The organism is Methylomonas montana, assembly GCF_030490285.1.
In the GTDB taxonomy this organism is placed as follows: domain Bacteria; phylum Pseudomonadota; class Gammaproteobacteria; order Methylococcales; family Methylomonadaceae; genus Methylomonas; species Methylomonas montana.
Map to the genome: position 1 here is coordinate 430425 of NZ_CP129884.1, position 25737 is coordinate 456161.

Annotated in this window: 26 protein-coding genes, 1 tRNA gene and 1 CRISPR repeat array; of the genes, 20 read left to right on the forward strand and 7 right to left on the reverse strand. The window is 51.6% G+C overall.

The genetic code is table 11. The features are described from left to right. Window positions 1-467: 467 nt before the first annotated feature. From QZJ86_RS02030 to QZJ86_RS02040, 3 genes are all read right to left on the reverse strand, one after another. Complete coding sequence (locus QZJ86_RS02030) at window positions 468-626, reverse strand: hypothetical protein (protein ID WP_301936010.1); 159 nt, start codon at window positions 624-626, stop codon at window positions 468-470. Window positions 627-1167: 541 nt separating this feature from the next. After that, complete coding sequence (locus QZJ86_RS02035; RefSeq protein ID WP_301936011.1) at window positions 1168-1407, reverse strand: EAL domain-containing protein; 240 nt, start codon at window positions 1405-1407, stop codon at window positions 1168-1170. 147 nt (window positions 1408-1554) lie between these two features. Beyond that, window positions 1555-2424, reverse strand: a complete 870-nt coding sequence (locus QZJ86_RS02040) for a WYL domain-containing protein (protein ID WP_301936012.1) — start codon at window positions 2422-2424, stop codon at window positions 1555-1557. Between the two features lie 170 nt (window positions 2425-2594). Between QZJ86_RS02040 and cas3 the strand changes: the two genes are divergently transcribed. The 16 genes from cas3 (at window position 2595) to cas2e (ending at window position 13845) form a co-directional block, all read left to right on the forward strand. Beyond that, window positions 2595-5168: a CRISPR-associated helicase/endonuclease Cas3 gene (gene cas3, locus QZJ86_RS02045; protein WP_301936013.1), complete on the forward strand. Its 2574-nt coding sequence runs from the start codon at window positions 2595-2597 to the stop codon at window positions 5166-5168. Between the two features lie 37 nt (window positions 5169-5205). Then, complete coding sequence (locus tag QZJ86_RS02050; RefSeq protein ID WP_301936015.1) at window positions 5206-5445, forward strand: type II toxin-antitoxin system Phd/YefM family antitoxin; 240 nt, start codon at window positions 5206-5208, stop codon at window positions 5443-5445. 296 nt (window positions 5446-5741) lie between these two features. Further along, window positions 5742-6023, forward strand: coding sequence for a type II toxin-antitoxin system RelE family toxin (locus tag QZJ86_RS02055; protein ID WP_301936016.1), 282 nt, complete (start codon window positions 5742-5744; stop codon window positions 6021-6023). Between the two features lie 31 nt (window positions 6024-6054). Next, on the forward strand, window positions 6055-7599 hold the full coding sequence (gene casA, locus QZJ86_RS02060; RefSeq protein ID WP_301936017.1) for a type I-E CRISPR-associated protein Cse1/CasA: 1545 nt from the start codon (window positions 6055-6057) through the stop codon (window positions 7597-7599). Then, the gene (gene casB / locus QZJ86_RS02065) at window positions 7596-8138 is read left to right on the forward strand and encodes a type I-E CRISPR-associated protein Cse2/CasB (protein WP_301936018.1); all 543 of its coding nucleotides are present in this window, start codon (window positions 7596-7598) and stop codon (window positions 8136-8138) included. The genes casA and casB overlap by 4 nt, the downstream gene beginning before the upstream one ends. A 53-nt stretch (window positions 8139-8191) precedes the next feature. Beyond that, a complete protein-coding gene (cas7e, locus tag QZJ86_RS02070; RefSeq protein ID WP_301936020.1) occupies window positions 8192-9337 on the forward strand; it encodes a type I-E CRISPR-associated protein Cas7/Cse4/CasC in 1146 nt (381 codons plus the stop codon). A gap of 2 nt (window positions 9338-9339) precedes the next feature. After that, window positions 9340-10017, forward strand: coding sequence for a type I-E CRISPR-associated protein Cas5/CasD (gene cas5e, locus QZJ86_RS02075; RefSeq protein ID WP_301936022.1), 678 nt, complete (start codon window positions 9340-9342; stop codon window positions 10015-10017). Window position 10018: 1 nt separating this feature from the next. After that, window positions 10019-10729, forward strand: coding sequence for a type I-E CRISPR-associated protein Cas6/Cse3/CasE (cas6e, locus tag QZJ86_RS02080; protein WP_301936023.1), 711 nt, complete (start codon window positions 10019-10021; stop codon window positions 10727-10729). 90 nt (window positions 10730-10819) lie between these two features. After that, a complete protein-coding gene (locus QZJ86_RS02085) occupies window positions 10820-11056 on the forward strand; it encodes an AbrB/MazE/SpoVT family DNA-binding domain-containing protein (RefSeq protein ID WP_301936024.1) in 237 nt (78 codons plus the stop codon). Then, window positions 11053-11463, forward strand: coding sequence for a PIN domain-containing protein (locus QZJ86_RS02090; RefSeq protein WP_301936025.1), 411 nt, complete (start codon window positions 11053-11055; stop codon window positions 11461-11463). The genes QZJ86_RS02085 and QZJ86_RS02090 overlap by 4 nt, the downstream gene beginning before the upstream one ends. A 37-nt stretch (window positions 11464-11500) precedes the next feature. Further along, the gene (locus QZJ86_RS02095; RefSeq protein WP_301936028.1) at window positions 11501-11869 is read left to right on the forward strand and encodes a helix-turn-helix domain-containing protein; all 369 of its coding nucleotides are present in this window, start codon (window positions 11501-11503) and stop codon (window positions 11867-11869) included. A gap of 128 nt (window positions 11870-11997) precedes the next feature. After that, on the forward strand, window positions 11998-12111 hold the full coding sequence (locus tag QZJ86_RS21540; RefSeq protein WP_407081634.1) for a type I-E CRISPR-associated protein Cas6/Cse3/CasE: 114 nt from the start codon (window positions 11998-12000) through the stop codon (window positions 12109-12111). A 22-nt stretch (window positions 12112-12133) separates the two neighbouring features. After that, window positions 12134-12331: a hypothetical protein gene (locus QZJ86_RS02100; RefSeq protein ID WP_301936031.1), complete on the forward strand. Its 198-nt coding sequence runs from the start codon at window positions 12134-12136 to the stop codon at window positions 12329-12331. After that, complete coding sequence (locus tag QZJ86_RS02105; protein WP_301936032.1) at window positions 12321-12581, forward strand: type II toxin-antitoxin system RelE family toxin; 261 nt, start codon at window positions 12321-12323, stop codon at window positions 12579-12581. The genes QZJ86_RS02100 and QZJ86_RS02105 overlap by 11 nt, the downstream gene beginning before the upstream one ends. Window positions 12582-12617: 36 nt before the next feature. Further along, on the forward strand, window positions 12618-13529 hold the full coding sequence (gene cas1e, locus QZJ86_RS02110; protein ID WP_301936033.1) for a type I-E CRISPR-associated endonuclease Cas1e: 912 nt from the start codon (window positions 12618-12620) through the stop codon (window positions 13527-13529). Continuing rightward, entirely contained in the window at window positions 13510-13845 is a 336-nt protein-coding gene (cas2e, locus tag QZJ86_RS02115) for a type I-E CRISPR-associated endoribonuclease Cas2e (protein WP_301936035.1), read from the forward strand. The genes cas1e and cas2e overlap by 20 nt, the downstream gene beginning before the upstream one ends. Before the next feature lie 134 nt (window positions 13846-13979). Then, a CRISPR array of direct repeats spans window positions 13980-17183; the repeat unit is 29 nt; unit sequence GCGTTCCCCGCACCCGCGGGGATGAACCG. Window positions 17184-17460: 277 nt separating this feature from the next. Here cas2e and QZJ86_RS02120 read toward each other — a convergent pair. The 3 genes from QZJ86_RS02120 to metG all read right to left on the reverse strand — a co-directional run bounded on the left by QZJ86_RS02120 (window position 17461) and on the right by metG (window position 20296). Then, window positions 17461-17537, reverse strand: a tRNA-Arg gene (locus QZJ86_RS02120). Between the two features lie 59 nt (window positions 17538-17596). Beyond that, complete coding sequence (locus tag QZJ86_RS02125; protein ID WP_301936036.1) at window positions 17597-18172, reverse strand: RnfABCDGE type electron transport complex subunit B; 576 nt, start codon at window positions 18170-18172, stop codon at window positions 17597-17599. A gap of 57 nt (window positions 18173-18229) precedes the next feature. Beyond that, a complete protein-coding gene (gene metG / locus QZJ86_RS02130) occupies window positions 18230-20296 on the reverse strand; it encodes a methionine--tRNA ligase (RefSeq protein ID WP_301936038.1) in 2067 nt (688 codons plus the stop codon). A gap of 246 nt (window positions 20297-20542) precedes the next feature. Between metG and QZJ86_RS02135 the strand changes: the two genes are divergently transcribed. Both QZJ86_RS02135 and QZJ86_RS02140 read left to right on the forward strand, forming a co-directional pair. Then, a complete protein-coding gene (locus QZJ86_RS02135) occupies window positions 20543-20944 on the forward strand; it encodes a hypothetical protein (protein ID WP_301936039.1) in 402 nt (133 codons plus the stop codon). Window positions 20945-21232: 288 nt separating this feature from the next. Next, window positions 21233-21481, forward strand: coding sequence for an EexN family lipoprotein (locus QZJ86_RS02140; RefSeq protein ID WP_301936040.1), 249 nt, complete (start codon window positions 21233-21235; stop codon window positions 21479-21481). A gap of 156 nt (window positions 21482-21637) precedes the next feature. Here QZJ86_RS02140 and QZJ86_RS02145 read toward each other — a convergent pair whose 3' ends face one another. Next, window positions 21638-22972, reverse strand: a complete 1335-nt coding sequence (locus QZJ86_RS02145; protein WP_301938875.1) for a L,D-transpeptidase family protein — start codon at window positions 22970-22972, stop codon at window positions 21638-21640. A gap of 259 nt (window positions 22973-23231) precedes the next feature. Here QZJ86_RS02145 and apbC point away from each other — a divergent pair, with 259 nt between their 5' ends. Continuing rightward, window positions 23232-24323, forward strand: a complete 1092-nt coding sequence (gene apbC / locus QZJ86_RS02150) for an iron-sulfur cluster carrier protein ApbC (protein ID WP_301936042.1) — start codon at window positions 23232-23234, stop codon at window positions 24321-24323. Window positions 24324-24531: 208 nt separating this feature from the next. Continuing rightward, a complete protein-coding gene (locus QZJ86_RS02155; protein ID WP_301936044.1) occupies window positions 24532-25656 on the forward strand; it encodes a Fic family protein in 1125 nt (374 codons plus the stop codon). Window positions 25657-25737: the final 81 nt, after the last annotated feature.

Consider the following 25737-nt stretch of genomic DNA (forward strand, 5'->3'; position numbering starts at 1 on the left):
CTGGCATCACCCGTTGGGACACAAGTCGTTAACCTCGAGGTGCTTGATAACGCGACGATGCTCCATCACTCCGACGCAGACAAATTGGACCGAATGGTTGACGCTTAATTTTGCTTCATGTGCAGCCTTGAACTCAACCTGATCGAAATTGTTTGGAAACACGCCAAATACCACTGGTGACGATTCATGACTTGGTCGAAGGAACAATTACGCGAGGAAGTCGCAAAGCTCATGAATTCTGTCGGCCATCAATTTAAAATCTGTTTTACCTGATTGCTTAATTAATGGAGGGCAGCCTTAACCAGTCACAGATAATCAGGATATAAAGAAGCTTCGTCGGTAGAAATTGGCCGAGTCGAAGCGATTGCGACAGCCAATCACAAGCTGATGATCGCCCACAAAAAAAGCCTCCACCCTGAGCGGGGTAGAGGCTATCGAGTGTGTAGCTTACGGAGGCACTACAAAAATCAGTGTCGAACAGGCTTGACGGATTGCAAGTTGGAAGCCAGGGACGCTAGGCCAAGAAACATGGTGGCGAGGATGAACTGGCCGGAAAAGAGTTCCAAAATACCGGCAGTGAAAAATACGCCGGTGGTCAGGTCTCGATACAGAGTGTGGGTGTTCATCGTTAGCTCCTTGTCCAGTTGGATCGATAAATCGTGAAGTCGATTTAACTGTAGTCCTTTGCGAAATGATTGACAATCAGCTAATTTATGCATGATTTGTTTCGCAATAGGAAATAAAAGAGGGCTTGTATATCGCATTATTTGTTGTACGATGAGGAGATTGCTCGCGCGCGCTATTGGAATTTGGCGGTTTGCATCGATCGGGACTGGATGGTTGGCGCGTGGCTAATGCGATCTGGGAAACTTCAGGCATAAAAAAGCCCACCTAAGTGGGCTCCGTCCTGTGTTGTTTTTATGATGTTGGACGCCTGCCATACAAGACGGCAGTTAATATCTTGTGCGTTTGTTATTGTTGTTTTACCAGATTAACTGGCCGCTTTCCTCCCCCCCTTTTCATTGAAAGATGACGACTGATGCGAATCAGGTCAAGCTTGCTCAAGGTGGGCGAATTCTATGGGATAAAAATCAGAATGTCCAGAAAAAACTGCGACAATTTGTCGCACACCTGATTGACGCTGTTTTTTGACGCTTATTCGACAAGCTAACGCCCGATAAAGCGATGCTGGAACTCGTCGGTTGGCAGCGGCGGTGAAAGATAATAGCCTTGAAATACATGGCAGTCGTAAGACTGTAACAGCGTCAGTTGGGATTGGGTTTCGACGCCTTCCGCGACAACGGTTATATCCAGAATTTGCTCAAAAGACACGAAGGTTTTGATAAAGGCTGCCGCGCCGGATCTGGGGTCGCCGGTATAGGCGTGGTTGAAACTCTTCCTGGTCAATCGCCAGTCGCAAGGTGTTTTCCAGTAACAGTCGCGGCTGCGCCGCGTGGTTCACGCCGGCTTCGAAAGAGCGATGACGCATGGTTGCGACTATTACCAGCGGTCAAGAAATTCCTGGGATTTATATTTGGTGCTCAAGAGCCTAGCTTAGCTAAAACCGATAAAGGGTTTTAACTCTTCGCGATTTATTAAAACGATCTGCTGCGACATGGCTTCGCGCTGTAAGTCGTCCTTGCCTATCCGCAGTGCCAACAAAAAATAAGGTAATAGTGCCGCTCGAACCGGTGCTGAATAGTAGCCGGCCGTCATCCCATAATCGCGTTCAACCGCTTTCGTCTGGGAATCGCTCAGACCGGGATGGGGGCCGATGCGCACTGTCACAATGGTTTCCCACGCCGTATCAACGGGACTGGGTGTCTCTGGTTTACCTATTAACGTAGCGGCATGTATTCTCGCCAACACAAAATCTCTAAACCCGTCATGCGTCAGGCTATAAGCCCGCATATGCCAGCGTAAACCGTCGAATACTAGCGTTTTGGGTTGTACCAGGCGCGTAGCCGGCTCCGGCGTGGTCATGGATTGGTAGCCGATCTCAACAAGTAAGCCGAACCGTGCCGCCTGCAATACCGGTCGCAACACGCCAATATCGATATGCCGGGTCGGTGGTGTTACTACCTCAACAGCAGGCAAGTTGCTGATCAAGGTCAGTACCGAAGGCGGGGCGTTTTGTGTCGCCTGCAAAACTTGCAAACACTCCTGCGGATTGCCGGTAATCAACAACGGCATAAATTGCTCGGTAATCAGATAACGCTTCAACGAACGGTCATATCTTAAATTGTCGGGCCGTAGCGATAGATACAGCCCGATGTCCTTGGTAGCCTGCACCCGGCTAATCGAAAAGGTATTGGTCAAAAAGCCGGTCACCAACTCCCCGGTCCAGAACACAGTAGCCTCCAACAGCGTCAGGCGCTGGCGGACATCCCATTTCAGTAATAGATCTTGCTCGGCATCAGTCATGAACATATGCAAAGTTTATTTGCATGATAATAAAGTTGTGATGTACAGTTTACCGCAACTATTCAGGGGCAAGCCGGTTACTTTCCGATGAGAGCCAATAAACAACTACACTACTTGGCGGCGGATCATATCTGTCAGACATGGATTTTCAAACAAACCAGGGATTGAGCATGGCCGCATCCTATTATCGCTACTGGGGCAAAGCTAAATCAGAAACCGAGGCCGCCCCGGCTTATCACTTGTTGCCCTACCATTGTTTGGATGTGGCGGCGGTGGCAATTTGTTGGTGGGAACATAGCAAAAGTTTGCGGCTACAATTGGTCCAGGCTATGCAGAATGAAAGCGAGGAGTTGGCTAAAGCTTGGGTCATGTTCTTTGTGGCATTACATGACTTAGGGAAGCTGGATATTCGGTTTCAATGTAAAGCCTGGCGCGCGGCCATACAATTACAGCCCGATATTCCCCAAAATGTTAAGCAGCCAAATACAGATTACTACCATGGCGATGCTGGCTATGCGTGGTTTTTATATGAGCTAAGCAATTATGGGTTTTCAGACACAGAAGTAGCAGCGCAATGGATGGCAGAAGTTGCTGGTCATCACGGCGTGATTCCGGCCGCAAGACAAGACAGACAAAAGGTTTCCGGAGTAAGTCCGTTATTGATCGAGCGCGATCAACAAGCGAGGATCAACTGGGTCGATGATTTAAGTAAGCTATTTCAAGTCGATTTGACAGCTATCCCAGAGCAAGTGCCATTGATGTTGGCGGGTTTTTGCAGCGTTTGCGACTGGATTGGCTCAAGCGAATATTTCTCTTACGAGGCAAAACCGGATATAGACTTAAAAACCTATCTGGAATCGCGCAGCCAGCAGGCTGTGCAGGCATTAACCGCATTCGGCATTTTTGCTAAGCTCGAAGCGAATCAGTCTTTAGAAACCCTATTTCCGGGTTACACCCCGCAAGGATTGCAAATCCTAATTGATGATTTGCCTCTCCAGCAAAATTTAACGCTGATCGAGGCTCCTACAGGATCAGGCAAAACCGAAACCGCGTTAGTTTACGCGGCGAAAATGTTACATGCCGGTTTGGCCGACAGCATCATTTTTGCCTTGCCGACCCAAGCCACCGCCAATGCCATGCTGGATCGTTTGGAAGATATGGCAAGCCATTTATTTGCCGAAGGCGCGAATGTAGTGCTGGCTCATGGTAAAAGCAGTTTGCATACCGCGTTGAAAACCATAGACCGCACTACGGCGCAAGGCTCGGAAGATGCATCGCAGCAGGCGGCTCGCTGGTTAACGGCCAGTAAAAAACGCGCATTTCTGGGGCAGATTGGCGTTTGCACAATAGACCAAGTGCTACTGTCGGTATTGCCGGTCAAGCATAAATTCGTGCGTAGTTTCGGTGTCCAGAAAAGCCTGTTGATTGTCGATGAAGTCCATGCTTATGACAGCTATATGTATGGTCTATTGGCCAAAGTGCTGGAACAGCAGCATCAAGCAGGCGGCAGCGTGTTGCTGTTATCGGCGACTTTGCCGCAAAACCAGCGCCAATATCTAGCCAACAGTTGGGACAAAACCGCTATTGAAAACACCGATGTTTATCCGCTGATTACCCAGATTTACAATCGACAAACGCCGGGCTCGTTTCCTATTACCGATAGTCAACAATTGCCCGAACATCGTGAAGTCATGCTGGAAACTTGGCAATTACCCAAGCTGCAGTTTGACGATGCAAGCTTGCAACACATTATTTCCGCAGCCAGTCAGGGCGCAAAAGTCGCTGTGATTTGCAACTTGGTCGCCGATGCTCAGGGCTTGGCAAAACGCTTGTCTGACGTAGCCATCAATCCGGATATTCCAGTCGATTTATTTCATTCCCGGTTTCGTTTTGCTGATCGGCAAGTTATAGAAGATGCTGTTAAAACCCGATACGGCAAAGACGAGAAAAAACGCGTACTAGGTGGGCGAATTTTGATTGCCACCCAAGTCATTGAACAGAGCTTGGATTTAGATTTCGACTGGATGATCACTCAGCTTTGCCCGGTTGATTTATTGTTCCAACGCATGGGGCGCTTGCATCGCCATTTAAGGCCAGCAGGAAACAGGTCGCCGGATTTTAGAGTGCCGCGTTGTGTGGTAATTGTGCCTGAACAGGCTCAACAATACGGACATACAGGCGAATATGTTTATCAAAACATCCGTGTGTTATGGCGCACCGAGCAACTGATTGGTCAGCATTCCAGCGTTGTGTTTCCCAAGGCTTATCGCGATTGGATAGGCAAAGTTTATCAAGACGATCCTTGGCCTGAGGAGCCGTCTATTATCACTGAGGCGTTTGAGCATTATCACGATACCGTGCAAGAGACCGCCAAAATGGCTGCCGCTTGGGTGATGAATCTCGGCGTGGCGGAGCCTTTTTCCGACGAAAGCGATAAAGCAAGCCTGTTAACTCGCGACGGCGAAATGAGCTTGACCGTGGTGCCGGTGCTTATTTCGGATAATCAACGATTTACCTTAGACCGAGAGGTAATGGATAAGCAAAGCAAGCTGTATTGGGAGCAACTCAGTTTAAATAGCATTTCGGTGCCAAATTCTTGGATCAGCCGGTTGGCTGAATGTCCCAAGGAAGATGGCGTCTATTTTCTGGCCTTGCAGGAAGACGGCGATCACTGGCGAACCGTGCTAGGCAAGCAGCAAATTATTTACAGCAAGACAATAGGCTTGCGGGTTGAAAATAATTAAAATAGACAAAATAGTCATTTTTTAAGAGGAGGATTTTATGAAAACGATCAATGCTACCCAAGCCAAACAATCTTTCGGCGAATTGTTAAACAACGCCCAGCAGGAGCCGGTTGCCATCCAGAAGCACCAGAAAGATTTTGCCATTTTAGTGTCGTCCGCACGTTACCAAGAGTTATTAGCATTTGAAGACACATGTCTGCACAACTTGGCCGTATTAGCCGAACAGGAAGGCTATATTGGTGCCGATGCCAGTAAGAATTTGTTGGATAGTATTTGATAGGCAAATCTGACTTATAAAAAAGGGGTGATAACTGCTCACCCCTTTTGTTTTAAGCCCCGCGGGTGCGGGGAACACTGAGCAATCTAGTTAATTAACCAGATTTTATTTGGTTCATCCTCGCGGGTGTGAGGATGGGTGGATTTTACACGAAAGCAATAAGTTTTTTCCAATCAGATTTTATTCTTAGAAAAAATTGACAGGCATTTTTATGGAGAGTAGGATTTTGCCCGTCGTTATCATCTTAAGATGAATTCATGAAACTATGCCCATCCTTAATTAGGAGCGCCTGATTGATGCGTCAGATTGATTTCACTAAATCAGCAGAAAAAAGCCTGCGAAAACTGGCCGAATCGGATCAGCGTATCGCCCGGCAAATCAAAGTCAAACTACTGGCTTTACTGCAAGAACCGCAGCCGCAGGAGTCGCTAAAAATGGTTGGCAATCCCGAATATCTTCGGGTTCGGGTCGGTAAATACAGGATCATCTACCGCTTTGACGATGCCAAACTTTACATCGTGCTGATCGCCAAACGGGAAATTGTTTACGAAGAATTTGCCCGACTCATGCACAGATAAATCCAATAAAAAATTCGTTTTGGTATAGCTCATGAACCTACTCACTGACGACTGGATACCGGTTGAAATCGACGGAAAGTCGCAACGCATTTCCCTGCAAACCCTACTTTGCGACGATCCGGATTGCATAATCAAAACCTTTCGCGATGACATGGAGCTGGCTACCTTGCAGTTGTTGGTTTGTCTGGTGCAGGTAGTGTTGATGCCGGACGACAAAAAAACATTACTCAGCCGCTGGCAAAGCCCGATGTCTGCAAGCGATTATAAACAAGGGATCAAATCGTATCTCGACTGGTTTGATCTGCTGCACCCCAAAACCCCGTTTATGCAGACGGCCAGCGTTGTGCCGGAAAAGGGCAACAAAAACTGGGCGTCCTTACAAAAGCTGTTTATGGGCTTGCCGGAAAGAAGCAGTTCCAGCCCCTCATCCAGTGCTTTTTTCGATACCACGGATGAAATTACTGCGCTCCATATCGGCGACGCAGCCATCGCCTTGTTCCAGCAAGCTACGAATGGTTTTAGCCTGGGCGGTGTTGGGTATTCGGTGGGACTAAAAGGCTCCATGCCTCTAACGACGCTAATTGTGGGGGACACACTCAGAAAGACCGTCTGGTGCAATGTCCTGAGTCGCGATTTTTTGCAACCTTTCCATATTCTCGATGCGTCGCTACAAGAACCTACCTGGGTTACGCCGCCACATAGCAAGTTTACAGAGGAACATGCACACCACATCGGCTTGGCAAGGGGTTTGTTTTGGCAACCGGCAAAAGTTAAATTGGAGTTGATTAATGGTGAAGTGACCGGCTTTCATAAAGATGCGGGTACATGCACCATCACTAATTACTGGCTACATCCTCATACTCCTATCGATATTCCTCGACTTAAAGCCAATAACCCTAAAGAAAAACCGTATCTATCAGCGCAAGGTGATTTGCCGCTATGGGGACAAATGCTGAGCTATTTTTACACTCCCAATCAAGCCGACCGGCTCAGAGAAAAAGGCGCAAGTTCCGCGTTGGTAGTCCAGCAATACGAGCAGGTCTGGCTAACCGAGGGTATAGCTTTAGCCGTCGGCGGCTATGTAAAAGGTAATAGCGCCGAAAGTTTGGCCGGCAGACGACATGAAATATATAGCCTTGCTCAGGGCTGGCAGGACAACAGCCCTGAACTGGATAACCTGATTGCATTTGCCTTGCTGTGTCAACAGCGTCTGAACTTGGCTGTAAATGAGTTTGCAGATATGGCGGAAAAGACCTTCAAAGATCGCCGAGAAAACAAACCCAAGAAACCCGGCAAGGACGGACATTTTAAAAAGAACCTCAAAGCCAAAGCCAAACAACTGTATTTCAATAATTCCGAAAGTCTGATGCATGGCTTATTAAAGGATTTTCACTGGAATGATGACTTAGTGCCGCATCAGCAAAAATTTACCGGCTTAGCCAAACAAGTATTCGAACAAGTCGTCAGCCCCTATGAACACGAAGACAAAATGCTGGAGCCGGTTTTAATCAGCCGCCAAAAACTAAACGACATGCTCAACAAATTAAATAAACCAGCAACAGGAGTTAGCCCATGAGTCAACAGACAGAAGAGGACAGACAGCAGTTCTTACAAACTTTGTATAGCGAATATCAAGGCTTGAGTAATGGCGATAAAGCGGGCATTCGCCGCACCATAGAGCCCGACGATTTACTGCTGAATCCAGCTTTCTATCACTTACTCCAAGCAACACTGGGTCAATTCCAAGCGGCTGAATTGACCAAAGCGCGTGATTTCTTCAAAAACCTGTCTCAAGTCGCACGATTGGTTTACTTGTTGCCGTTTGTTTCTCACGAGCCGCAAGGCAAACATTTCGGCGCTGTTTTAAGAGAGCTGGAGATCAGCGAACGGCGTTTGTTTTTGGTGATGCGCTCCGAATATCCGCAAGATTTGATCCAGTTACGGCGTTTATTAAAGCAATCCAAAGAACACAAAATCGACGGCATCGACTTCGGCGAGCTTTTGTATTACTGGGGTACTAATAAGAAACGGCAGTTGATGAAAGACTATTACTTGCCGTCCGGTAAAACACCCAGCGAAGAAACTATGGAAAACGTCTTAGACGTGCCTGAATAAACACTCCAACTATCGAATCTAAAATCTGATTAAACCTGCACAGGAACAGCACCATGCCTAATAAAAACTTTGTTAATTTCCATATTTTGATCTCCCATAGCCCGTCTTGCCTGAATCGCGATGACATGGGTATGCAGAAAACCGCAATTTTTGGCGGTACACGCCGGGTACGAATTTCCAGTCAGAGTTTGAAACGTGCGATCCGCACATCGGCATACTACGAGGCCGAATTCGGCAAGCCCTCCGAACGAACCAAGCAACTAACTTTACTGCGCGACAAATACCGGGAGTTGCTGAAAGATAAATTTGATGAATCAGTAATAGACACCATTTTGATGGCGGTTGCAGGTGTTAAAGAAATTGAAGACTTAACGACAGAAACCAAGGGTGATAAAACAAAAACCAAGGGCACCGAATCCGGCGCAGTCGCAGCTTGGTCAGTGCATGAAATCGAAAAATATTGCCAGCTTTATACTCAGCTACAGACCGAACATTCCGACGACAAGGCATTTCAAAAAGCTTGGGAAAAAGAAACCAAAAAAGACGGATTCAAAAAATTTAACGACGCTTTTCAAAACAGCGTCGATATTGCCTTATCCGGACGCATGGCGACCTCCGGCATTATGACTTCAATCGATGCCGCCCTAGCCGTGGCCCATGTCATCACGACGCATACCGTGGATGGTGATCTGGACTGGTTTACCGCCGTTGACGATTTAACTCAGGAAGCAGGAGAAACCGGCTCGGCACATTTGGACACCCAGGAGTTCAGTGCAGGTGTGTTTTACCGTTACGCATCTCTGAATCTGGCGCAATTGCAAGAAAACCTTGGCGAAGTCAGCCGCGAAAAAGCCCTGGAAATTGCCGCGCATACCTTGCATATGCTGGCTACCGTTATTCCGGAAGCCAAACGCAACAGCACCGCCGCCGACAATCCAGCCGATTTTGTCTGTGTTGCCTTGAGCGACCAGCCGATTTCCTTGGCGAACGCCTTTGAGGAGCCGGTAAAAAGCAAACATGGCTTTCTCAAACCGTCCATCGAGCAATTCATTGGCTACAAAGAACGGGTTTATCAGGGCTACGAGTTGGATGATCAGGTCGCCTTTTTCAGTTTGCACGACACGGGTCAATTACAAGGCCAAGCATGCACGTCATTGAGCAAACTCGAAAGTTGGTTAAAACAAGACGGTGAGGTTTAACCATGCCCGAATTTTTAATCCTTAAATGCCAGGGCGCGATGCAGGCTTGGGGCGGACACACTTATGAAGATTACCGCCCCAGTTTGATATTTCCCACCCGTAGTGCCGTAGTAGGGTTGCTGGGGGCTTGCTTGGGCTTGGAGCGAGGGCAGTCGGAGCAGCTTAAATTATTGAGTGACAGTTTTGAGCTGACGGTATTGGCTAATCCACGTCAGATCGAGCGACGTCATTTTGATCGAGAAATCGAACCGAGAAAGGTAACGCTACATAAAATGACCGACTATCATACCGTTTTGGCTGCCCGCCGCGCCGACGGTGGCCAACGCGACGATGCCATCGTCTCGCGGCGCGAGTATTTATGCGATGCCGAATTCACCTTGGCGCTGGTTTTTAAAGATCATGCCGAATACGGTTTGCAGCAGGTGCTGCAAGACATTAAAAAGCCGAAATACACGCCTTATCTGGGGCGGCGTTCTTGTCCATTGCATAGGCCGCTATTCGAAAGAGTTGTGGAAGCCGAAAGCGCTGAACAAGCCTTAAAGCAAATCGAGAGCACCGGCACACTTTACAGCGAAATCCCGCTGAAACCTGATCACGCCCCGATGCAAGTCCGCGACTTGCCACTATTCGGCAAAAACCGCCGCTTTGTGACACGGCCTGTCTACGTGTTGGGAGGTTGAGGTGTACTTTAGTCGAGTCAGAATTTCACCCAGCCGTTTAAGCCAACTTTTTCAATACAATCACTACCAGCTACATCAGTTGTTATGGACATTATTTAAAGACAAACCTGAAAAAGAGCGCGATTTTCTGTTTCGTCAGGATACCGACCGGCAGGGAATACCGGTTTTTTATGTGTTATCTAAATATTTGCCCAACAGCTCTGACAACTCGCTGATAGTCGAGCCCAAACCTTTTCAGCCGAAACTACAAACAGGCGATTTATTGTCTTTTAGCCTACGCGCCAATCCGGTTGAGCAAGTCAAGCAAGAACGTAGCGCGTCCGAGCAACTGCAACATGCGCAGCAGCGCAAAGCCAGAAATTTACCGGAAAAAGAAACCAAAAAGCGCATTCATCATGATGTGGTCATGCACTTGAAAAAATCGCTGACCGATGACGAACGGCAATGCTATTCGCAAGCTGAACTGGAACAGCAAGCCGGTGACAAATGGTTGAACGAGCGTGCAGAGAACAACGGTTTCCGGGTGTTATCAGTCTCCGCGCAAGGCTATCAGCAGCACCACTTCAAAAAACGCCAAATCAAAATCAGTACGCTGGATTTTGAAGGCGTATTGGAAGTGACCGATCCTGAGCTATTTATGAAAGTGTTGTATGAGGGGGTAGGCCGGGCTAAGGCTTTCGGTTGCGGCTTGCTGATGGTAAAGAGAGGGTGACGCGATTTATGTTATCGGTTGACAGCAAAAAACAAGAGTTAATCAAGCAATGGTAATATCCCTAAACTTGTTCAAAAGAGGTAACCCAATATGCAAGCCATCCTAAACAATACCGGGCAAATCACCATTCCAGAGCCGATACGCCGGCAGTTGCGCTTGCAGCCTGGCGATGCGGTTGAGGTGGTGATTGGCGAGGCCGGCGAAATCAAACTGTTGCCGGTCGGCGTTTCGATCACCAAGCTCAAAGGGATGCTACCTCAGCCGGCAAAGCCGTTGTCGCTCGAAGCCATGGAAGTAGCTATCGCTAAGGGTGCCATTGATTCATGATCGGTCTGGATCCCAATGTCTTGGTGCGTTATATCGTTCAGGACGATCCGGCTCAAGCGGCCATCGCCAGCGCATTCATCGAAAAGCATTGCACCGAAACTACACCGGGGTTCGTTAACAATGTCGTGTTGGTAGAATTGGTTTGGGTGTTGGAACGTGGTTATGGTTACGACAAAACCGCTATCCTTTCGCTGCTCAAGCAAATGGCTGCGACGACAGAATTGAGATTGGAAAATTTGGAGTCGGTATGGCAAGCAATCAAAGCATACGAGGCTGGATGTGCCGGGTTTGCGGACTGTTTAATTGCTGTTGTTAATCGCCAATATGCTTGCCGCGCGACTTATACTTTTGATCGACGCGCGGCAAAAAATTCTGGCTTTGAATTGTTGCCTTCGACAGACGGTTAACGGGCACGCAAAGCCAATCAATCCAAGGTAAAACGTTATGCAGCCTACTTCAACCCGTAGTTTTTATACGCCCGACGACGATCGGGCAATCAATGCCGGTATTGCCGGTGATCCCGATACATTTGAGATGAGTGATGCCCAATTTCTCTCGGTATTCGACGCCATCGCCGATACGCCCGAACAATCGGTTAATCTGCAAGCTCGCGCGGAATTGATGCAACAAATCGCCGACCGCATCCAAGCCAACGATTGGACACAGGCGCAGGCCGCTACCGCCTGCGGCGTGACGCAGCCGCGTATCAACGATTTGTTGCGTGGGCGGGTTTCCAAATTTTCGCTGGATGCGCTGGTCAATATCGCCACGGCGTTGGGTTGCCGGGTTCATGTGATTCTTGAGGCCGCTTAAATGGGGGTGCCGCCGACGAGCATTTGCCCAAAATTGCAAAACAGCGTCTACACCTGGCACGGCCTGCCGCAAAAAGCCGCTAAAAAGGCGAAAAATCTGGCTTCAGCTCGGTCGATTTCACCGGCGAAATGCAAATCACCGACCCGGAGAAATTCCGCCAGGCGTTGTTTCAAGGCATAGGCCGCTCAAAGGCCTTCGGATGCGGTTTGTTGATGGTTCGACGCGTAGTACCATGTTCGTAAAATTATCACTGGAGGTTAAGCCATGATCGAATTACCCATACCTACCGAAACCCGCATCATTCAAGCCGCACGGGCCGCCGGCGTTAGCATTTCGACATTCTTGGATCGTTTGCTCGATGAATATATTGAAGACAAGGCCGATATAGAACAAGCCGAACGAGCATTGCAGGAGCCGGGAGAAATAAGCGCCGAAGAGCTTAAAGCTAAATATGGCTTATAAAATTGCCTACAAAACTAGCGCCGAAAAAAGCTTTTCTAAACTTCCGAAAGATATTCAAAAGCGCATTTATGCTGCTGTTCAACATTTGGCCGACAATCCAAGGCCGCCGGGCGTTAAAAAGCTGCAATCGGTTCTTGATCTTTATCGTATCCGGGTTGGCGATTACCGTGTCATTTACACCATTGACGAAGGTGAGCTCAAAATTCTCGTGGTAACAATCGGCCACCGGCGTGACGTTTATCAATCGTGATAGGCGATTAAAGCCACTATTTGTTTAGATTACCCCATGCTCCCACCCCTAAAACCCATCGCCATGAAAGAACGCGTCTCGCTGGTCTTTATCGAAAAAGGCCAGATCGATGTCAAGGACGGCGCTTTTGTCGTCATCGACGAAACCGGCATCCGCACCCATATTCCGGTCGGTTCCATCGCCTGCATCATGCTGGAACCCGGCACCCGCGTTTCCCACCACGCCGCCGCGCTAGCCGCCAGGGCAGGGACCTTGTTGGTCTGGGTCGGCGAGGCGGGCGTCAGGCTGTATGCCGCCGGCCAGCCGGGCGGGGCTCGCTCGGATCGCTTGCTGTATCAGGCCAAACTGGCGCTGGACGACGACGCCCGCTTGAAGGTGGTGCGCAAGATGTACGAAATCCGCTTTGGCGAAAAACCGCCGGAACGCCGCAGCGTCGAACAGCTGCGCGGCATCGAGGGCGCCAGAGTCAGGAAGTTGTACCAATTGCTGGCCAAACAGGCCGGCGTCGAATGGAAAGGCCGCAATTACGACCATACGGAATGGGACAACAGCGACACCGCCAACCGCTGCATCAGTTCCGCGACCGCCTGCCTGTACGGCATCTGCGAAGCGGCGGTGCTGGCCGCGGGTTACGCACCGGCCATCGGTTTTATCCACACCGGCAAGCCGCTGTCGTTTGTCTACGACATAGCCGACCTGTTCAAATTTGACGACATCATTCCCCACGCCTTCAAAATCGCCGCCAAGAACTACCCCAACCCGGAACGGGAAGTGCGGCTGATGTGTCGCGACGTATTTCGGCAAAGCAAAATCCTCAAGAAGATCATTCCGACCATCGAAGAAGTGCTGGCGGCTGGCGAGCTGGAAATCCCTAAACCGTTTGAGGAAGCCATAGCTCCGGCCATCCCCAACGCAGAGAGCATCGGCGATGTTGGTCATCGTAGTTGAAAATGTTCCACCGCGTTTGCGCGGGCGGCTGGCGGTGTGGCTGATCGAAATTCGCGCCGGCGTTTATGTGGGCGACTTGTCGGCCAAGGTGCGCGAGATGATTTGGTCGCAAATCGAAGACGGTTTGGAGGAGGGCAATGTCGTGATGGCTTGGTCTACCAACACCGAATCCGGCTTCGACTTCATGACGCTGGGCAAAAATCGGCGTCTGCCGGTCGAACTGGATGGTTTGAAACTGGTGTCGTTTTTCCCGATAGAAGACGACGAAAAGGAAACCGGTTTATCTCCCTCTACCTCAGGGAGAGGGCCGGGGTGAGGGTAAAAACACTCGTAAAGTCGATCTGAGGCGACGAGTTTTGTAGGCTCTTTAACAACTTGGAAAAGGCCGAAAAAATCGGTGGAAATTTAGACGGGCTGTTTCCGTTTGTCTAACAATGAGTTAGGATTAGTGCGTTCCCCGCACCCGCGGGGATGAACCGCCGAAATGCAAGCGTTAGCGCATGCCTGGCTGGCGTTCCCCGCACCCGCGGGGATGAACCGCGTCCGAAACGATCCTGAGCCTGCCAGCGGTAGCGTTCCCCGCACCCGCGGGGATGAACCGCCAATACCGGAGACACCATGAGTGCTGAAGACGCGTTCCCCGCACCCGCGGGGATGAACCGGACAGGTGGCCGGCATGATTGGCGGCGGCTTTGCGTTCCCCGCACCCGCGGGGATGAACCGATCAGCCGGCCCCGGATGGCGTCCAGTGCGGTGCGTTCCCCGCACCCGCGGGGATGAACCGTAACCCTCCAAATGCGCATCCAGCGGCGGCAAGCGTTCCCCGCACCCGCGGGGATGAACCGTCGTCATGGTTGAAAGCCTTAATCATCTGATCGCGTTCCCCGCACCCGCGGGGATGAACCGCCATTCGAATAACTCCTCGATAGCCATCTCCTGCGTTCCCCGCACCCGCGGGGATGAACCAGTCGCGCTGGCGTTGACGGATGTTATTAGCCCGCGTTCCCCGCACCCGCGGGGATGAACCGCTCAAGCGGCAGGCCGGCGCGCTCCAAATTGGGCGTTCCCCGCACCCGCGGGGATGAACCGATGCCGTAATAAAACTCATCGTCAAAGCCCAGGCGTTCCCCGCACCCGCGGGGATGAACCGAAAGACCCAAAAGCCAACAGCGCGGCATTGAGGCGTTCCCCGCACCCGCGGGGATGAACCGTTACCAATGAAAATATTCGCATTTATGAGCCAGCGTTCCCCGCACCCGCGGGGATGAACCGTTAGATATTGCCGGCAAATTTTTCAGCGGTTCGCGTTCCCCGCACCCGCGGGGATGAACCGCCGTTAACCCTGGTAGATGGTCTGTTGTCTCTAGCGTTCCCCGCACCCGCGGGGATGAACCGACGTGGCAAACGGTCTAAAATACTCCGAAATTGCGTTCCCCGCACCCGCGGGGATGAACCGGAAGTATTCCGCCCGTAAGCCAAGGAGCAAAGGCGTTCCCCGCACCCGCGGGGATGAACCGCGCGTCGTGATGACGCCCTATTCCCTTGATGGGCGTTCCCCGCACCCGCGGGGATGAACCGGTTGTCATCAACTCCTGAGCGTTATCACCCAGCGCGTTCCCCGCACCCGCGGGGATGAACCGTATGTTGCTCGCGGAATGGGGATGTCTCCAAAGCGTTCCCCGCACCCGCGGGGATGAACCGCCATGATTAACCCCCGAAAACCAACGACCGACGCGTTCCCCGCACCCGCGGGGATGAACCGGCCGGCCAACGCATCTTTAATTGCAGCAGTATGCGTTCCCCGCACCCGCGGGGATGAACCGCGGATCAGCCAGCACTTCACGCAGCTTGCGGAGGCGTTCCCCGCACCCGCGGGGATGAACCGCCATCTGAAATCCTGCTTCATATTGAGCAGCTGCGTTCCCCGCACCCGCGGGGATGAACCGGCTTAGACTTTTGATCGACCACCGGAACCGACGCGTTCCCCGCACCCGCGGGGATGAACCGGTAACGCCGCAATCGTTTGTTACGGTTGGGAGGCGTTCCCCGCACCCGCGGGGATGAACCGTCGTCGAACTCAACTGGCGAGACAATCCAAAAGCGTTCCCCGCACCCGCGGGGATGAACCGAACGATCAGCGCCGGCCACGTTTCGCCATAAAGCGTTCCCCGCACCCGCGGGGATGAACCGATGCCAGCATTCATTCGGCAGGTCGTCAACGAGCGTTCCCCGCACCCGCGGGGATGAACCGTCGTCTTTGCTTACCCAATCTTCAATCAGGCAGCGTTCCCCGCACCCGCGGGGATGAACCGCGCCCTCTACGGCAGAGACAAACTTGCCTTCCGCGTTCCCCGCACCCGCGGGGATGAACCGTCAAACCCATCAAAACACAAATGCTCAGCAAAGCGTTCCCCGCACCCGCGGGGATGAACCGGCCGATTATGAGGCTTGGGCGCTGGCTGTGCCGCGTTCCCCGCACCCGCGGGGATGAACCGCCGCGCCGCAGCTGGTAGCCGTTGCAGGATAAGCGTTCCCCGCACCCGCGGGGATGAACCGAATCTATCTCGATTCCGAACACGATGAATTACGCGTTCCCCGCACCCGCGGGGATGAACCGGTTCATGAAAATCAGGTTGCGCAGCACCGAGCGCGTTCCCCGCACCCGCGGGGATGAACCGTCTTTCCGCGAGGCAATGGGATCACTGGGGCTGCGTTCCCCGCACCCGCGGGGATGAACCGCCGGCGCGTTTCATCTCCTCCAGCGCGGCTTTGCGTTCCCCGCACCCGCGGGGATGAACCGTTAATCATGCCGGCCGCTCCTTTTTAATCCGCGCGTTCCCCGCACCCGCGGGGATGAACCGGCTTGCAGCTGCTCCAGGATGTCGGCGGGCAGGCGTTCCCCGCACCCGCGGGGATGAACCGATCAGTCAACAGCGGGTGATTCGTTACGTCGGGCGTTCCCCGCACCCGCGGGGATGAACCGCTGGCGGAATACATGCGATTCCAATGCGATCAGCGTTCCCCGCACCCGCGGGGATGAACCGCCGAAAAAATCGGCTTTCGCCAACGCGACTACGCGTTCCCCGCACCCGCGGGGATGAACCGCGTTCTTGGGCAAATCATATCGCCGTATCGCAGCGTTCCCCGCACCCGCGGGGATGAACCGTTACGACGAGAAAACTCACGCGCGGTTACCTTGCGTTCCCCGCACCCGCGGGGATGAACCGTATTGTCGCCGCGAGCCGGGGAGAACCGGGATGCGTTCCCCGCACCCGCGGGGATGAACCGCCTTTTAATTGAGCTTGCTGTTCTGCCGGAATGCGTTCCCCGCACCCGCGGGGATGAACCGCCGGTCTTTGGCATATTGAGCGCGCATGGTTTGCGTTCCCCGCACCCGCGGGGATGAACCGGCACCTGGAAGGTTAACGCCGTGCCCTTTATCGCGTTCCCCGCACCCGCGGGGATGAACCGGCGTTTGTCGGCACGGCGGCGGCGAAAACCAAGCGTTCCCCGCACCCGCGGGGATGAACCGATCAATGAACCAAGGGCTTAGCAGTATAAGTGGCGTTCCCCGCACCCGCGGGGATGAACCGCAAGCATCACAAGTCGGCGAGTTACAACTAACGCGTTCCCCGCACCCGCGGGGATGGACCGGAAAAGCAGCTTTTACCACACCCGCAATCTTTGGCGGTATTTCTAGGTCGCCCACAGTCAGAAGAGTAAGGTTCGACCAAAAAACGGTCGATGAATAATTCCAGGTTAAAGGCGGGTGAGAGCTTTAAATTTGTTGAAATACTGCTTTCGGTTGTTGACAGAAAGTATTGAAATTCTTCTTTCGCTAACCGCAGTTTCTAATTTGTGACAAGCTAAAACCCAGATGGACAAATGGGCTTTTGTGGGCAAAAAGCATCACGTGGGGTGAATGTCAAAATGGCGCGCCCGAGAGGATTCGAACCTCTGGCCTCAGCCTCCGGAGGGCTGCGCTCTATCCAGCTGAGCTACGGGCGCTTTTAGATAAGCTGGCCATTATAAGAGTAAATGGCGCTAAAGTCATTGTCCATCCTGGATTAATCGCCGTTTTTTGCTTTGTTTAGTTTCGCTAATAACTGTTTTTGCCGATTCAGGCGTTCGGCTTTTTCGGCTTCCTGTTTGGCGAGGCGGCGGTTTTTGGCGTAATAGCGGTTTCTGGAGCGGTCCGCATCGCTTTGCGTCCAATATGCTGGCGTGGCGCTTACCATGCTGATGCAATTGACAGGGCAGGGAGCGACGCAAAGTTCGCAGCCTGTGCAGAGCTCGGCGATGACGGTATGCATATGTTTGGAAGCGCCGAGGATCGCATCGGTCGGACAGGGCGGTAGGCATTTGGTGCAGCCTATGCAGACGGCTTCGTCTATAACGGCGACCAGACGCGAACGCTCGCTGCCGAATGCCGGATTTAATGGCTTGGCGGGCACATTTAACAGGACCGCCAGTTGTCGGATGCCTTGTTCGCCACCAGGTGGACATTGATTGATGTCGGCAGCGCCATCACTGATCGCTTCGGCGTATGGCTTGCATCCCTGATAGCCGCATTTGCGGCACTGGGTTTGTGGCAGCAGTGCGTCGATTTGGTCGGCTAGCGGCGTATCGTTCAATGTCGTCATTGTTCTGTCGGCTATGCTCGGTCGATAGCAGCAAACATGTTGTCTTCAGCTGTCAGGCTATTTAACCCGCATGCCCGGTTGGGCGCCTTGGTCCGGCGATAGCACCCACAAGTCTTTGCCGCCGGGTCCGGCCGCCAGCACCATGCCTTCGGAGGTGCCGAAACGCATTTTGCGCGGTTTTAGGTTGGCGACGACGATAGTCAGTTTGCCTTCCAGGTCTTCCGGGGCATAGGCGGATTTGATGCCTGCGAAGATGTTGCGGGTTTCGCCGCCTAGATCGACGGTCAGTTGCAGCAGTTTCTCGGCACCTTCCACCGACTCGGCCTTGACGATGCGGGCGATGCGTAAGTCGATCTTGGCAAAGTCTTCGATTTCGATGGCTTCGGCAATCGGTTCGGATACCGCTTTAGCCACCAGTTCTGGTTTACTCTCGGCTGCTGCTGGTTTGGCGGGTTTGGCTTTTACCGGCGGGGTTTTTTCCAGATTTTCCTTGGAGGCTTCCACAATCGCGGCGATCTTGTCCGGCTCTACCCGTGTCATCAACGGCGTAAAGGCGTTGATTTTATGATTCATTAGCGGCTCGGCTGCGCTCGGCCAGCCTTGCGCCGGGATATTTAGAAAGCTTTCGGCATTGGCCGCCAATGTTGGAATCACAGGGCGCAGATAAGCCACCAGCATGCGGAACAGATTCACACCCATGCTGCATACCGCATGCAGTTCGGTGTCCTTGCCTTCTTCCTTGGCGATTAGCCAGGGTTTTTTTTCGTCGATATACTGATTGGCCTTGTCGGCCAGCGCCATGATTTCCCGCATTGCCTTGCCAAACTCACGGTTTTCGTACAGATCGGCAATGGTGTTATTGGCGTCGACAAATTGCTGGAACAAAGCTGGCTCGGAGCATTCTGCGGACAGCATGCCGTCGAAACGCTTGGCGATGAAACCGCTGCAACGGCTGGCGATGTTGACCACTTTACCGACCAGGTCCGAGTTAACCCGCTGGCTGAAATCGTCGAAGTTCAAGTCGATGTCGTCGACGCCGGCGCTGAGTTTGGCGGCAAAGTAATAGCGCAAATATTCCGGATTCAGATGGTCCAGATAGGTGCGGGCCTTGATGAAGGTGCCGCGCGATTTGGACATTTTCTCGCCGTTCACGGTCAGGAAGCCGTGAGCGAAAATGGCGCTGGGCGTGCGGAAATTCGCGCCATGCAGCATGGCCGGCCAGAACAGCGCGTGGAAATAGATGATGTCCTTGCCGATGAAATGGTACAACTCGGCATCGCTGTCTTTTTGCCAGAAGCTGTCGAAATCCAGACCTTGGCGGTCGCAAAAATGTTTGAAGCTGGCCATGTAACCGATCGGTGCGTCCAGCCAGACGTAAAAATACTTGCCCGGTGCGTCCGGAATTTCGAAGCCGAAATAGGGCGCGTCGCGGGATATATCCCACTGTTGTAGGCCGTTTTCCAGCCATTCCGCCATCTTGTTGCTGACTTCCGGCTGTAAGTGGCCGGCGGTGGTCCAGGCGCGCAGCATCTCGGCAAAATGGCCCAGTTCGAAGAAATAATGTTCGGAGTCTTTTTCGATGGGGCGTTCGCCGGAGATGGCGGAGACGGCATTTTTCAGTTCGGTGGGCGAATAGGTGGCGCCGCAGGCTTCGCAGTTGTCGCCATATTGGTCGGCCGCACCACATTTGGGGCATTCGCCCTTGATGAAACGGTCCGGCAGGAACATGTTTTTAACCGGATCGTAAGCCTGGGTGATACTGCGTTGGCTGATGTGGCCGCCGTCGCGCAGGCGTTTATAGATCAGTGCCGAGTATTCCTTGTTTTCCGACGAATGCGTGCTGTGATACTGATCGAATGCTACACCAAACTCCTGGAAATCCGCGCGATGCTGTTGTTCGACAGCGGCGATCAGTTGTTCCGGGGTAATGCCTTCCTTGTCTGCCCTGAGCATGATCGGCGTGCCATGGGTGTCGTCGGCGCAAACGTAATAGCAATTGTGTCCACGCTGTTTTTGAAAGCGGACCCAAATATCGGTTTGGATATATTCGACGAGGTGGCCTAAATGGATAGGGCCGTTGGCATACGGTAAGGCGCTGGTAACAAGGATTTTTCGGTTAGACATGGGGTTAAAACAGCCTGGGAAAATGAGGGCGGATTATGGCATAAATTGCCTGGGGTTTCATGGTTTGGGCGACCGCCGGCCATTTGTTTGTCGCTCCCAGGCCACGGCAACGAGCGGTATTTTCGAACCTTTGGTTATGTGGGGCAGTAAGGTACAATCGTGCCGGAGCCTATCGCTAGTGACATGCCGTCAGCTCGGGCCTTATCCATTTTTGAACCATTCAATCCAATAAGAAGAGGTAACCTCATGAAAAAAACCTTGTTTCTGGCCGTCGCGATGCTGGCGTCCGGTACTGTAAGTGCCGCTACCGACCACTATCTGTTACGCGACGGCAACCATGTTCAGCATTTAAAAATCACGACGCTGGGTAAAGAGATTACTGCCAGCGTTGACGTGGATTTCGAGCCGAATGTCGACGAAGCCGGCAAAAATGCTTGTTCTGCAGACGTATCCGATGAAGCAAAAAGCGTCGGCGAAAACGAATTGGTATTGAAAAAACATATCGAGGGCGAAGCCCGTTCTTGTTCTATTAAGATTCACCTGACGCCAAACGGCGCCAAACTGGAACAATCCGAAGAATGCGGTTATTTCGCGGCGGGTATCTGCCGTTTCTCCAGTGATGGCAAGGAACTGGTCAAAATCAAGTAATATCTCCGGCGCAATATAGCCTCAGGCTGTTTGCGCCGCCTCCCTTTCTTCCCTATTGCTCGAGTCTTCGGTTAAGCAGACGAGTTTTATCTGTTTTGTTAACGCTTTTTGTCAGCGGCTTAAGCGATTGATTTTCAGAAATTGTGTGATATGACGCACTGTCGAGACATATTGACGCGCGGCAATCGGCCACATTTTAAACGTTAGGCATCTTTGCTAGATTAACGCCACCTCATGCGGACCGGCATGAGATTTAACTGTCCCGAAAATCTAAGTCAAGGAGTCTTTATGAACAGAGCACGTATTTTAATATTAGCTGCCGCCGTTATTGCATTGGGTTCAACCGCCGTTTTGAACGTCACTAACGCCAATGAGCCGGATAGTGGGGATGTCAAAACCGTCGCCTGGTATGTCGCTAATATCAAGGAAGCCCGCGCCCAAAACCAAACCTGTCACGACAATCCCAATCTGCAAGGCAGCGAAAATTGCGTGAATGCCTTGCATGCGTTGGAAATCACTTTTAAAGGCGGCAATTAGCCTGGCAGGTTTTGTCCTGCCTTTTAGGCGTCAGCTCTCGCTACTTAAAGCGGTTATCGGATAAGAGTCTTCCTTTGGCTTATCCGCAGTGCGTTTGCCGTTTGTCGTGCAACGGGCAAACGCACTCATTTACAGGTTGCCGACCGCTTGATCATGCTAGTTTCTGGATACTTGTTTCGGCTCTAGCGCTTTAACTTCCATATCGAAATTTAACTTGATGCGCTGTGCCACGGTTTTGGCTTCCTTTTTGTTCTTAAATGGTCCGGCGACGACTTGGTAATTACCATCTTTGGCGACTTTACGGGCCGGAATCGGCGGGCCCTGGTGGTTGAGCATCGCGGCGAGTTTTTGCGCATCGGTTTCGTTTTCGAAATTGGCCGCCAGAATCGACCAGTCGCTATCGCTTAATTCGTCGATCACCGGTTGACCGTAAAATTGTTCAGGATGCGCCAGTTGTACCGCATTGGCGATCATATCGGGCAGGTCGGCGCTTTCCGTCAATACCGGTGCCGGTACGCCGTCGGCGCGTTGCAGGATGCGTTCAACCTTGGCCCAATCCACTGTCGCCTGCTTTTCGGCGGCTAGTTGTTGTAGTTTTTTACGAATCTCTTTTTGCAGCTGCTTTTGTTGTTTTTCCCATTTCTCCAGAGGATGGTGGGCTTCCAGATACAACATATCTTCTTGCCAGGCGGCCAGATAGGGCTGATGAACGATGCGCACCGCAGTGCCGACATCGACTTTGCTAAACAACACTTCGATATCTTCCGGATATAGCTGCACACAGCCGTGGCTAACCTGCATGCCGATGCCATATGGCTTGTTGGTGCCGTGGATCAAATAACCGTTAAAACCCAAAGGCATGGCATAACTACCCAAAGGGTTGTCCGGGCCGGCATGGATTACTTTCGGCAGCGGATCGCCCAGCGCCTGATGTTCGCGATGAATCGATTCCGGCACTGTCCAGTCCGGATTGGCTTTTTTGGCGACGATTTGGGTTTGTCCCAATGGCGTATTCCAACCTTGGCGACCGATCCCGACCGGGTATGTCAACACGGTGCTGGCTTGGTTTTTGGGGTAATAAAACATCCGCATATTGGCCAGATTCAGCACGATGCCTTTGCGGGGCGCGTCGGGCAGCACAAAACTCAGCGGTAGCAGGACTGTCTGATCGGCGGGTGGGGTCCACGGATCGAGGTCGGCGTTGGCGATGGTGATGTCGTTGAAGCCCAGGCCGTAATGACGGCCGATGTCGGACAAGGTGTCGTTTTCGCGGCTGGTGATGCTGGCTAACGTGCCGACCATGCCTTGCTCGGCGTCCAGATTAAACTCATGACTGGCAATGTGATCGGGTTTTGAATTCAAAACGATGCGTTCCGGCTGGCTGTCCGAGAAAATCGCTAAGCTCTGACAACCGCTGAGCAACATGCTCAAGGCCGCAACGATGGCCAGCGGTAGCGGAGAAACAGCGCGGTTTTGAATGACAATTGGCATGATCATGATAGGCACGGACGGTTATGGAGCTGAATCATTGAAAATAAGCGGTCGACATTAAAATCAGATGAAGGTGGAATTAGAGCTTAATTAAGAATTAAATATTCATAGTGTTTGTTAAGTTATTACGATAAGGCATTCTTATGCAATAAAAAACTGATTTGTTGCTTGTTGTCCGGTCTTAATGCCGCGAGCTTAAGGTGCTATCATTGCCGCACTAATTTACTCGGTTAATATTTCCCCTATCACGGAGTCTTGCATGGCCAGCATTGACAAAGCAGCTGTCGAAAATTTACTTAAGAACTTTATCGATCCCAATGTCGAAACCGATCTGGTTTCGGCGAAATCCGTTAAGAAAATCAGCGTCGATGGCAATGATGTCAGCGTCGTCATCGAGCTTGGCTATCCGGCTAAGAGCTATGTCGAGGAATTGAAAGCGGCGATTATTCAGCGGTTGCAAGCCTTGCCGGGTATCGGCAAGCTCGATGTGGCGGTTAGCTTTAATATTGTTTCGCATTCGGTGCAAAAAGCCTTGAAGCCCTTGCCGAATGTGAAAAACATCATCGCGGTGGCGTCCGGTAAGGGCGGAGTCGGTAAATCCACTACCTCGGTGAATTTGGCGTTAGCATTGGCGGCCGAGGGGGCCACGGTCGGGATTTTGGACGCGGATATATACGGCCCCAGCATTCCGACCATGCTGGGATTGTCCGGTAAGCCCGACAGCCCCGACGGCAAAAGTATGTTGCCGAAAATTTCGTTTGGCGTGCAAACCATTTCGATCGGCTATTTGATCGATCCGGATCAGCCGATGATTTGGCGGGGGCCGATGGTTACCGGCGCCTTGCAGCAGTTGCTGAATCAAACTCAATGGCAGGATGTCGATTATCTGATTATCGATCTGCCGCCCGGTACCGGCGATATTCAATTGACCCTGGCGCAGCAGATTCCGGTGAGCGGCGCGGTAATCGTCACGACGCCGCAGGATATAGCGCTGATCGACGCGCAACGCGGTTTGGGGATGTTCGAAAAAGTTAATGTGCCGATATTGGGGGTAGTGGAAAACATGAGTATCCACATTTGCAGCAACTGCGGGCACGAGGAAGCGATTTTCGGTCAGGGCGGCGGTGTCGCGATGGCGGCCAAAAATAAGATCGATTTATTGGGTTCCTTGCCCTTGGATATTCATATCCGCGAATACGCCGATAGCGGTCGGCCAACCGTGGTGGCCGACCCGGATGGCAGGCCGGCGCAAATCTATAAGGCGATTGCCCGTAAGATGGCAGCCAAATTGGCGATGCGGGCTAGGGATTACAGTGGCAGGTTTCCGAATATTGTGATTCAGAATACCTGATACTGTTTCGGTAAGTTCCAGGGCAGCCAGGAAGCCTGCATTCTATAAGGAATGCGGGCTTTTTTTGTGCTAGAGAGTCCCACAAAAATACAGTTGGCACAGCATGAGAGTGCTGCAAACTGAAATAGTGGTTTATGCTATTTTAGTTTTTTCGTAAAATCTAAAATATCAAGTGAGGTTGTTTTAGTTTCTGGGGAAAGCCAAGGCGATGAAAAATTTTAAGGCGGGGCAAATCGTCCAGCAAACACATTATAAAAGTTTCCAGCCGAGCACCATCAATCGCGCTTGGGTGTTGGATAACATGGAGTTGATTCAATTGCTGGGGCAGGCGGATAGGGAATTGGGTAGGCTGGATATGTATTCGGACCACATTCCCAATATTGATTTATTCATCCGCATGCATGTACTGAAGGAATCCACTCAATCCAGCAAGATCGAAGGCACGCAGACCAATATGGAGGAAGCGTTGCTTGAGCAGGAAGATGTTGCATTGGATAAACGGGATGACTGGGAAGAAGTGCAAAACTATGTGGCAGCGATGAATGAAGCGATTGCGAATTTGCAGACGCTGCCTTTTTCAGCTCGCTTAATCCGTGAGACTCATAAAACCCTGATGCAGAGCGTGCGCGGCAAGCATAAGCAACCGGGCGAGTTCCGGCTTAGCCAGAATTGGATAGGTGGGGCAACACTTAATGATGCTGTGTTCGTGCCGCCAGTGCATACGTCGATCAGTGGGTTAATCGGCGACATTGAGCTGTTTGTGCATAACGATGTTCAGTATTTTCCTGAGTTGCTGAAAATTGCCTTGGTGCATTACCAGTTCGAAACCATTCACCCTTTTTTGGACGGCAATGGCCGCGTAGGAAGGTTATTGATTACGCTGTATCTTGTGAGCAAAGGGATATTGAAAAAACCGGTGTTGTATCTGTCGGATTTTTTCGAACGCAATCGCTCACTTTATTACGACAATCTAATGCGGGTAAGGGAAAAAAACGACTTACTGCAATGGTTCAAATTTTTTCTGGTTGGCGTTATCGAAACTGCACAAAACAGCATTACCGCTTTTGACAATATTCTGAAGCTGCAAAAGATTGTAGATAGCCAAGTGCAGACCTTGGGCAGCAGAGCTGTCAATGCACAAAAAGTGATTCATTATTTATACCAGCGTCCGATGATCGATGCTTCCAAGGTCGGCGAAGTGGCAGAAATATCCGCCGCGTCAGCGTACAAACTGATTGCCGATTTGGAGCAGTTTGGCATATTGAAAGAAATCACCGGCGGCAAACGAGGCAAAATGTATCTGTTTGAAGACTACTTGCAGTTGTTCAAGTAGCGACAGCTTTAATCGGCGGCAAGGGGTAAAAAGAAAAATTCCGAGCTAATGTTCCTTATTTTGTCCCCTGTTTTATTTGTC

What these genes read in the sequence shown, in the direction of transcription:
- QZJ86_RS02030 (WP_301936010.1), bottom strand. Translation starts at nt 626, where the DNA reads ATGAACACCCACACTCTGTATCGAGACCTGACCACCGGCGTATTTTTC.
- QZJ86_RS02040 (WP_301936012.1), bottom strand. Translation starts at nt 2,424, where the DNA reads ATGACTGATGCCGAGCAAGATCTATTACTGAAATGGGATGTCCGCCAG.
- cas3 (WP_301936013.1), top strand. Translation starts at nt 2,595, where the DNA reads ATGGCCGCATCCTATTATCGCTACTGGGGCAAAGCTAAATCAGAAACC.
- QZJ86_RS02050 (WP_301936015.1), top strand. Translation starts at nt 5,206, where the DNA reads ATGAAAACGATCAATGCTACCCAAGCCAAACAATCTTTCGGCGAATTG.
- QZJ86_RS02055 (WP_301936016.1), top strand. Translation starts at nt 5,742, where the DNA reads ATGCGTCAGATTGATTTCACTAAATCAGCAGAAAAAAGCCTGCGAAAA.
- casA (WP_301936017.1), top strand. Translation starts at nt 6,055, where the DNA reads ATGAACCTACTCACTGACGACTGGATACCGGTTGAAATCGACGGAAAG.
- casB (WP_301936018.1), top strand. Translation starts at nt 7,596, where the DNA reads ATGAGTCAACAGACAGAAGAGGACAGACAGCAGTTCTTACAAACTTTG.
- cas7e (WP_301936020.1), top strand. Translation starts at nt 8,192, where the DNA reads ATGCCTAATAAAAACTTTGTTAATTTCCATATTTTGATCTCCCATAGC.
- cas5e (WP_301936022.1), top strand. Translation starts at nt 9,340, where the DNA reads ATGCCCGAATTTTTAATCCTTAAATGCCAGGGCGCGATGCAGGCTTGG.
- QZJ86_RS02085 (WP_301936024.1), top strand. Translation starts at nt 10,820, where the DNA reads ATGCAAGCCATCCTAAACAATACCGGGCAAATCACCATTCCAGAGCCG.
- QZJ86_RS02090 (WP_301936025.1), top strand. Translation starts at nt 11,053, where the DNA reads ATGATCGGTCTGGATCCCAATGTCTTGGTGCGTTATATCGTTCAGGAC.
- QZJ86_RS02095 (WP_301936028.1), top strand. Translation starts at nt 11,501, where the DNA reads ATGCAGCCTACTTCAACCCGTAGTTTTTATACGCCCGACGACGATCGG.
- QZJ86_RS21540 (WP_407081634.1), top strand. Translation starts at nt 11,998, where the DNA reads ATGCAAATCACCGACCCGGAGAAATTCCGCCAGGCGTTGTTTCAAGGC.
- QZJ86_RS02100 (WP_301936031.1), top strand. Translation starts at nt 12,134, where the DNA reads ATGATCGAATTACCCATACCTACCGAAACCCGCATCATTCAAGCCGCA.
- QZJ86_RS02105 (WP_301936032.1), top strand. Translation starts at nt 12,321, where the DNA reads ATGGCTTATAAAATTGCCTACAAAACTAGCGCCGAAAAAAGCTTTTCT.
- cas1e (WP_301936033.1), top strand. Translation starts at nt 12,618, where the DNA reads ATGCTCCCACCCCTAAAACCCATCGCCATGAAAGAACGCGTCTCGCTG.
- cas2e (WP_301936035.1), top strand. Translation starts at nt 13,510, where the DNA reads ATGTTGGTCATCGTAGTTGAAAATGTTCCACCGCGTTTGCGCGGGCGG.
- QZJ86_RS02125 (WP_301936036.1), bottom strand. Translation starts at nt 18,172, where the DNA reads ATGACGACATTGAACGATACGCCGCTAGCCGACCAAATCGACGCACTG.
- metG (WP_301936038.1), bottom strand. Translation starts at nt 20,296, where the DNA reads ATGTCTAACCGAAAAATCCTTGTTACCAGCGCCTTACCGTATGCCAAC.
- QZJ86_RS02135 (WP_301936039.1), top strand. Translation starts at nt 20,543, where the DNA reads ATGAAAAAAACCTTGTTTCTGGCCGTCGCGATGCTGGCGTCCGGTACT.
- QZJ86_RS02140 (WP_301936040.1), top strand. Translation starts at nt 21,233, where the DNA reads ATGAACAGAGCACGTATTTTAATATTAGCTGCCGCCGTTATTGCATTG.
- QZJ86_RS02145 (WP_301938875.1), bottom strand. Translation starts at nt 22,972, where the DNA reads ATGCCAATTGTCATTCAAAACCGCGCTGTTTCTCCGCTACCGCTGGCC.
- apbC (WP_301936042.1), top strand. Translation starts at nt 23,232, where the DNA reads ATGGCCAGCATTGACAAAGCAGCTGTCGAAAATTTACTTAAGAACTTT.
- QZJ86_RS02155 (WP_301936044.1), top strand. Translation starts at nt 24,532, where the DNA reads ATGAAAAATTTTAAGGCGGGGCAAATCGTCCAGCAAACACATTATAAA.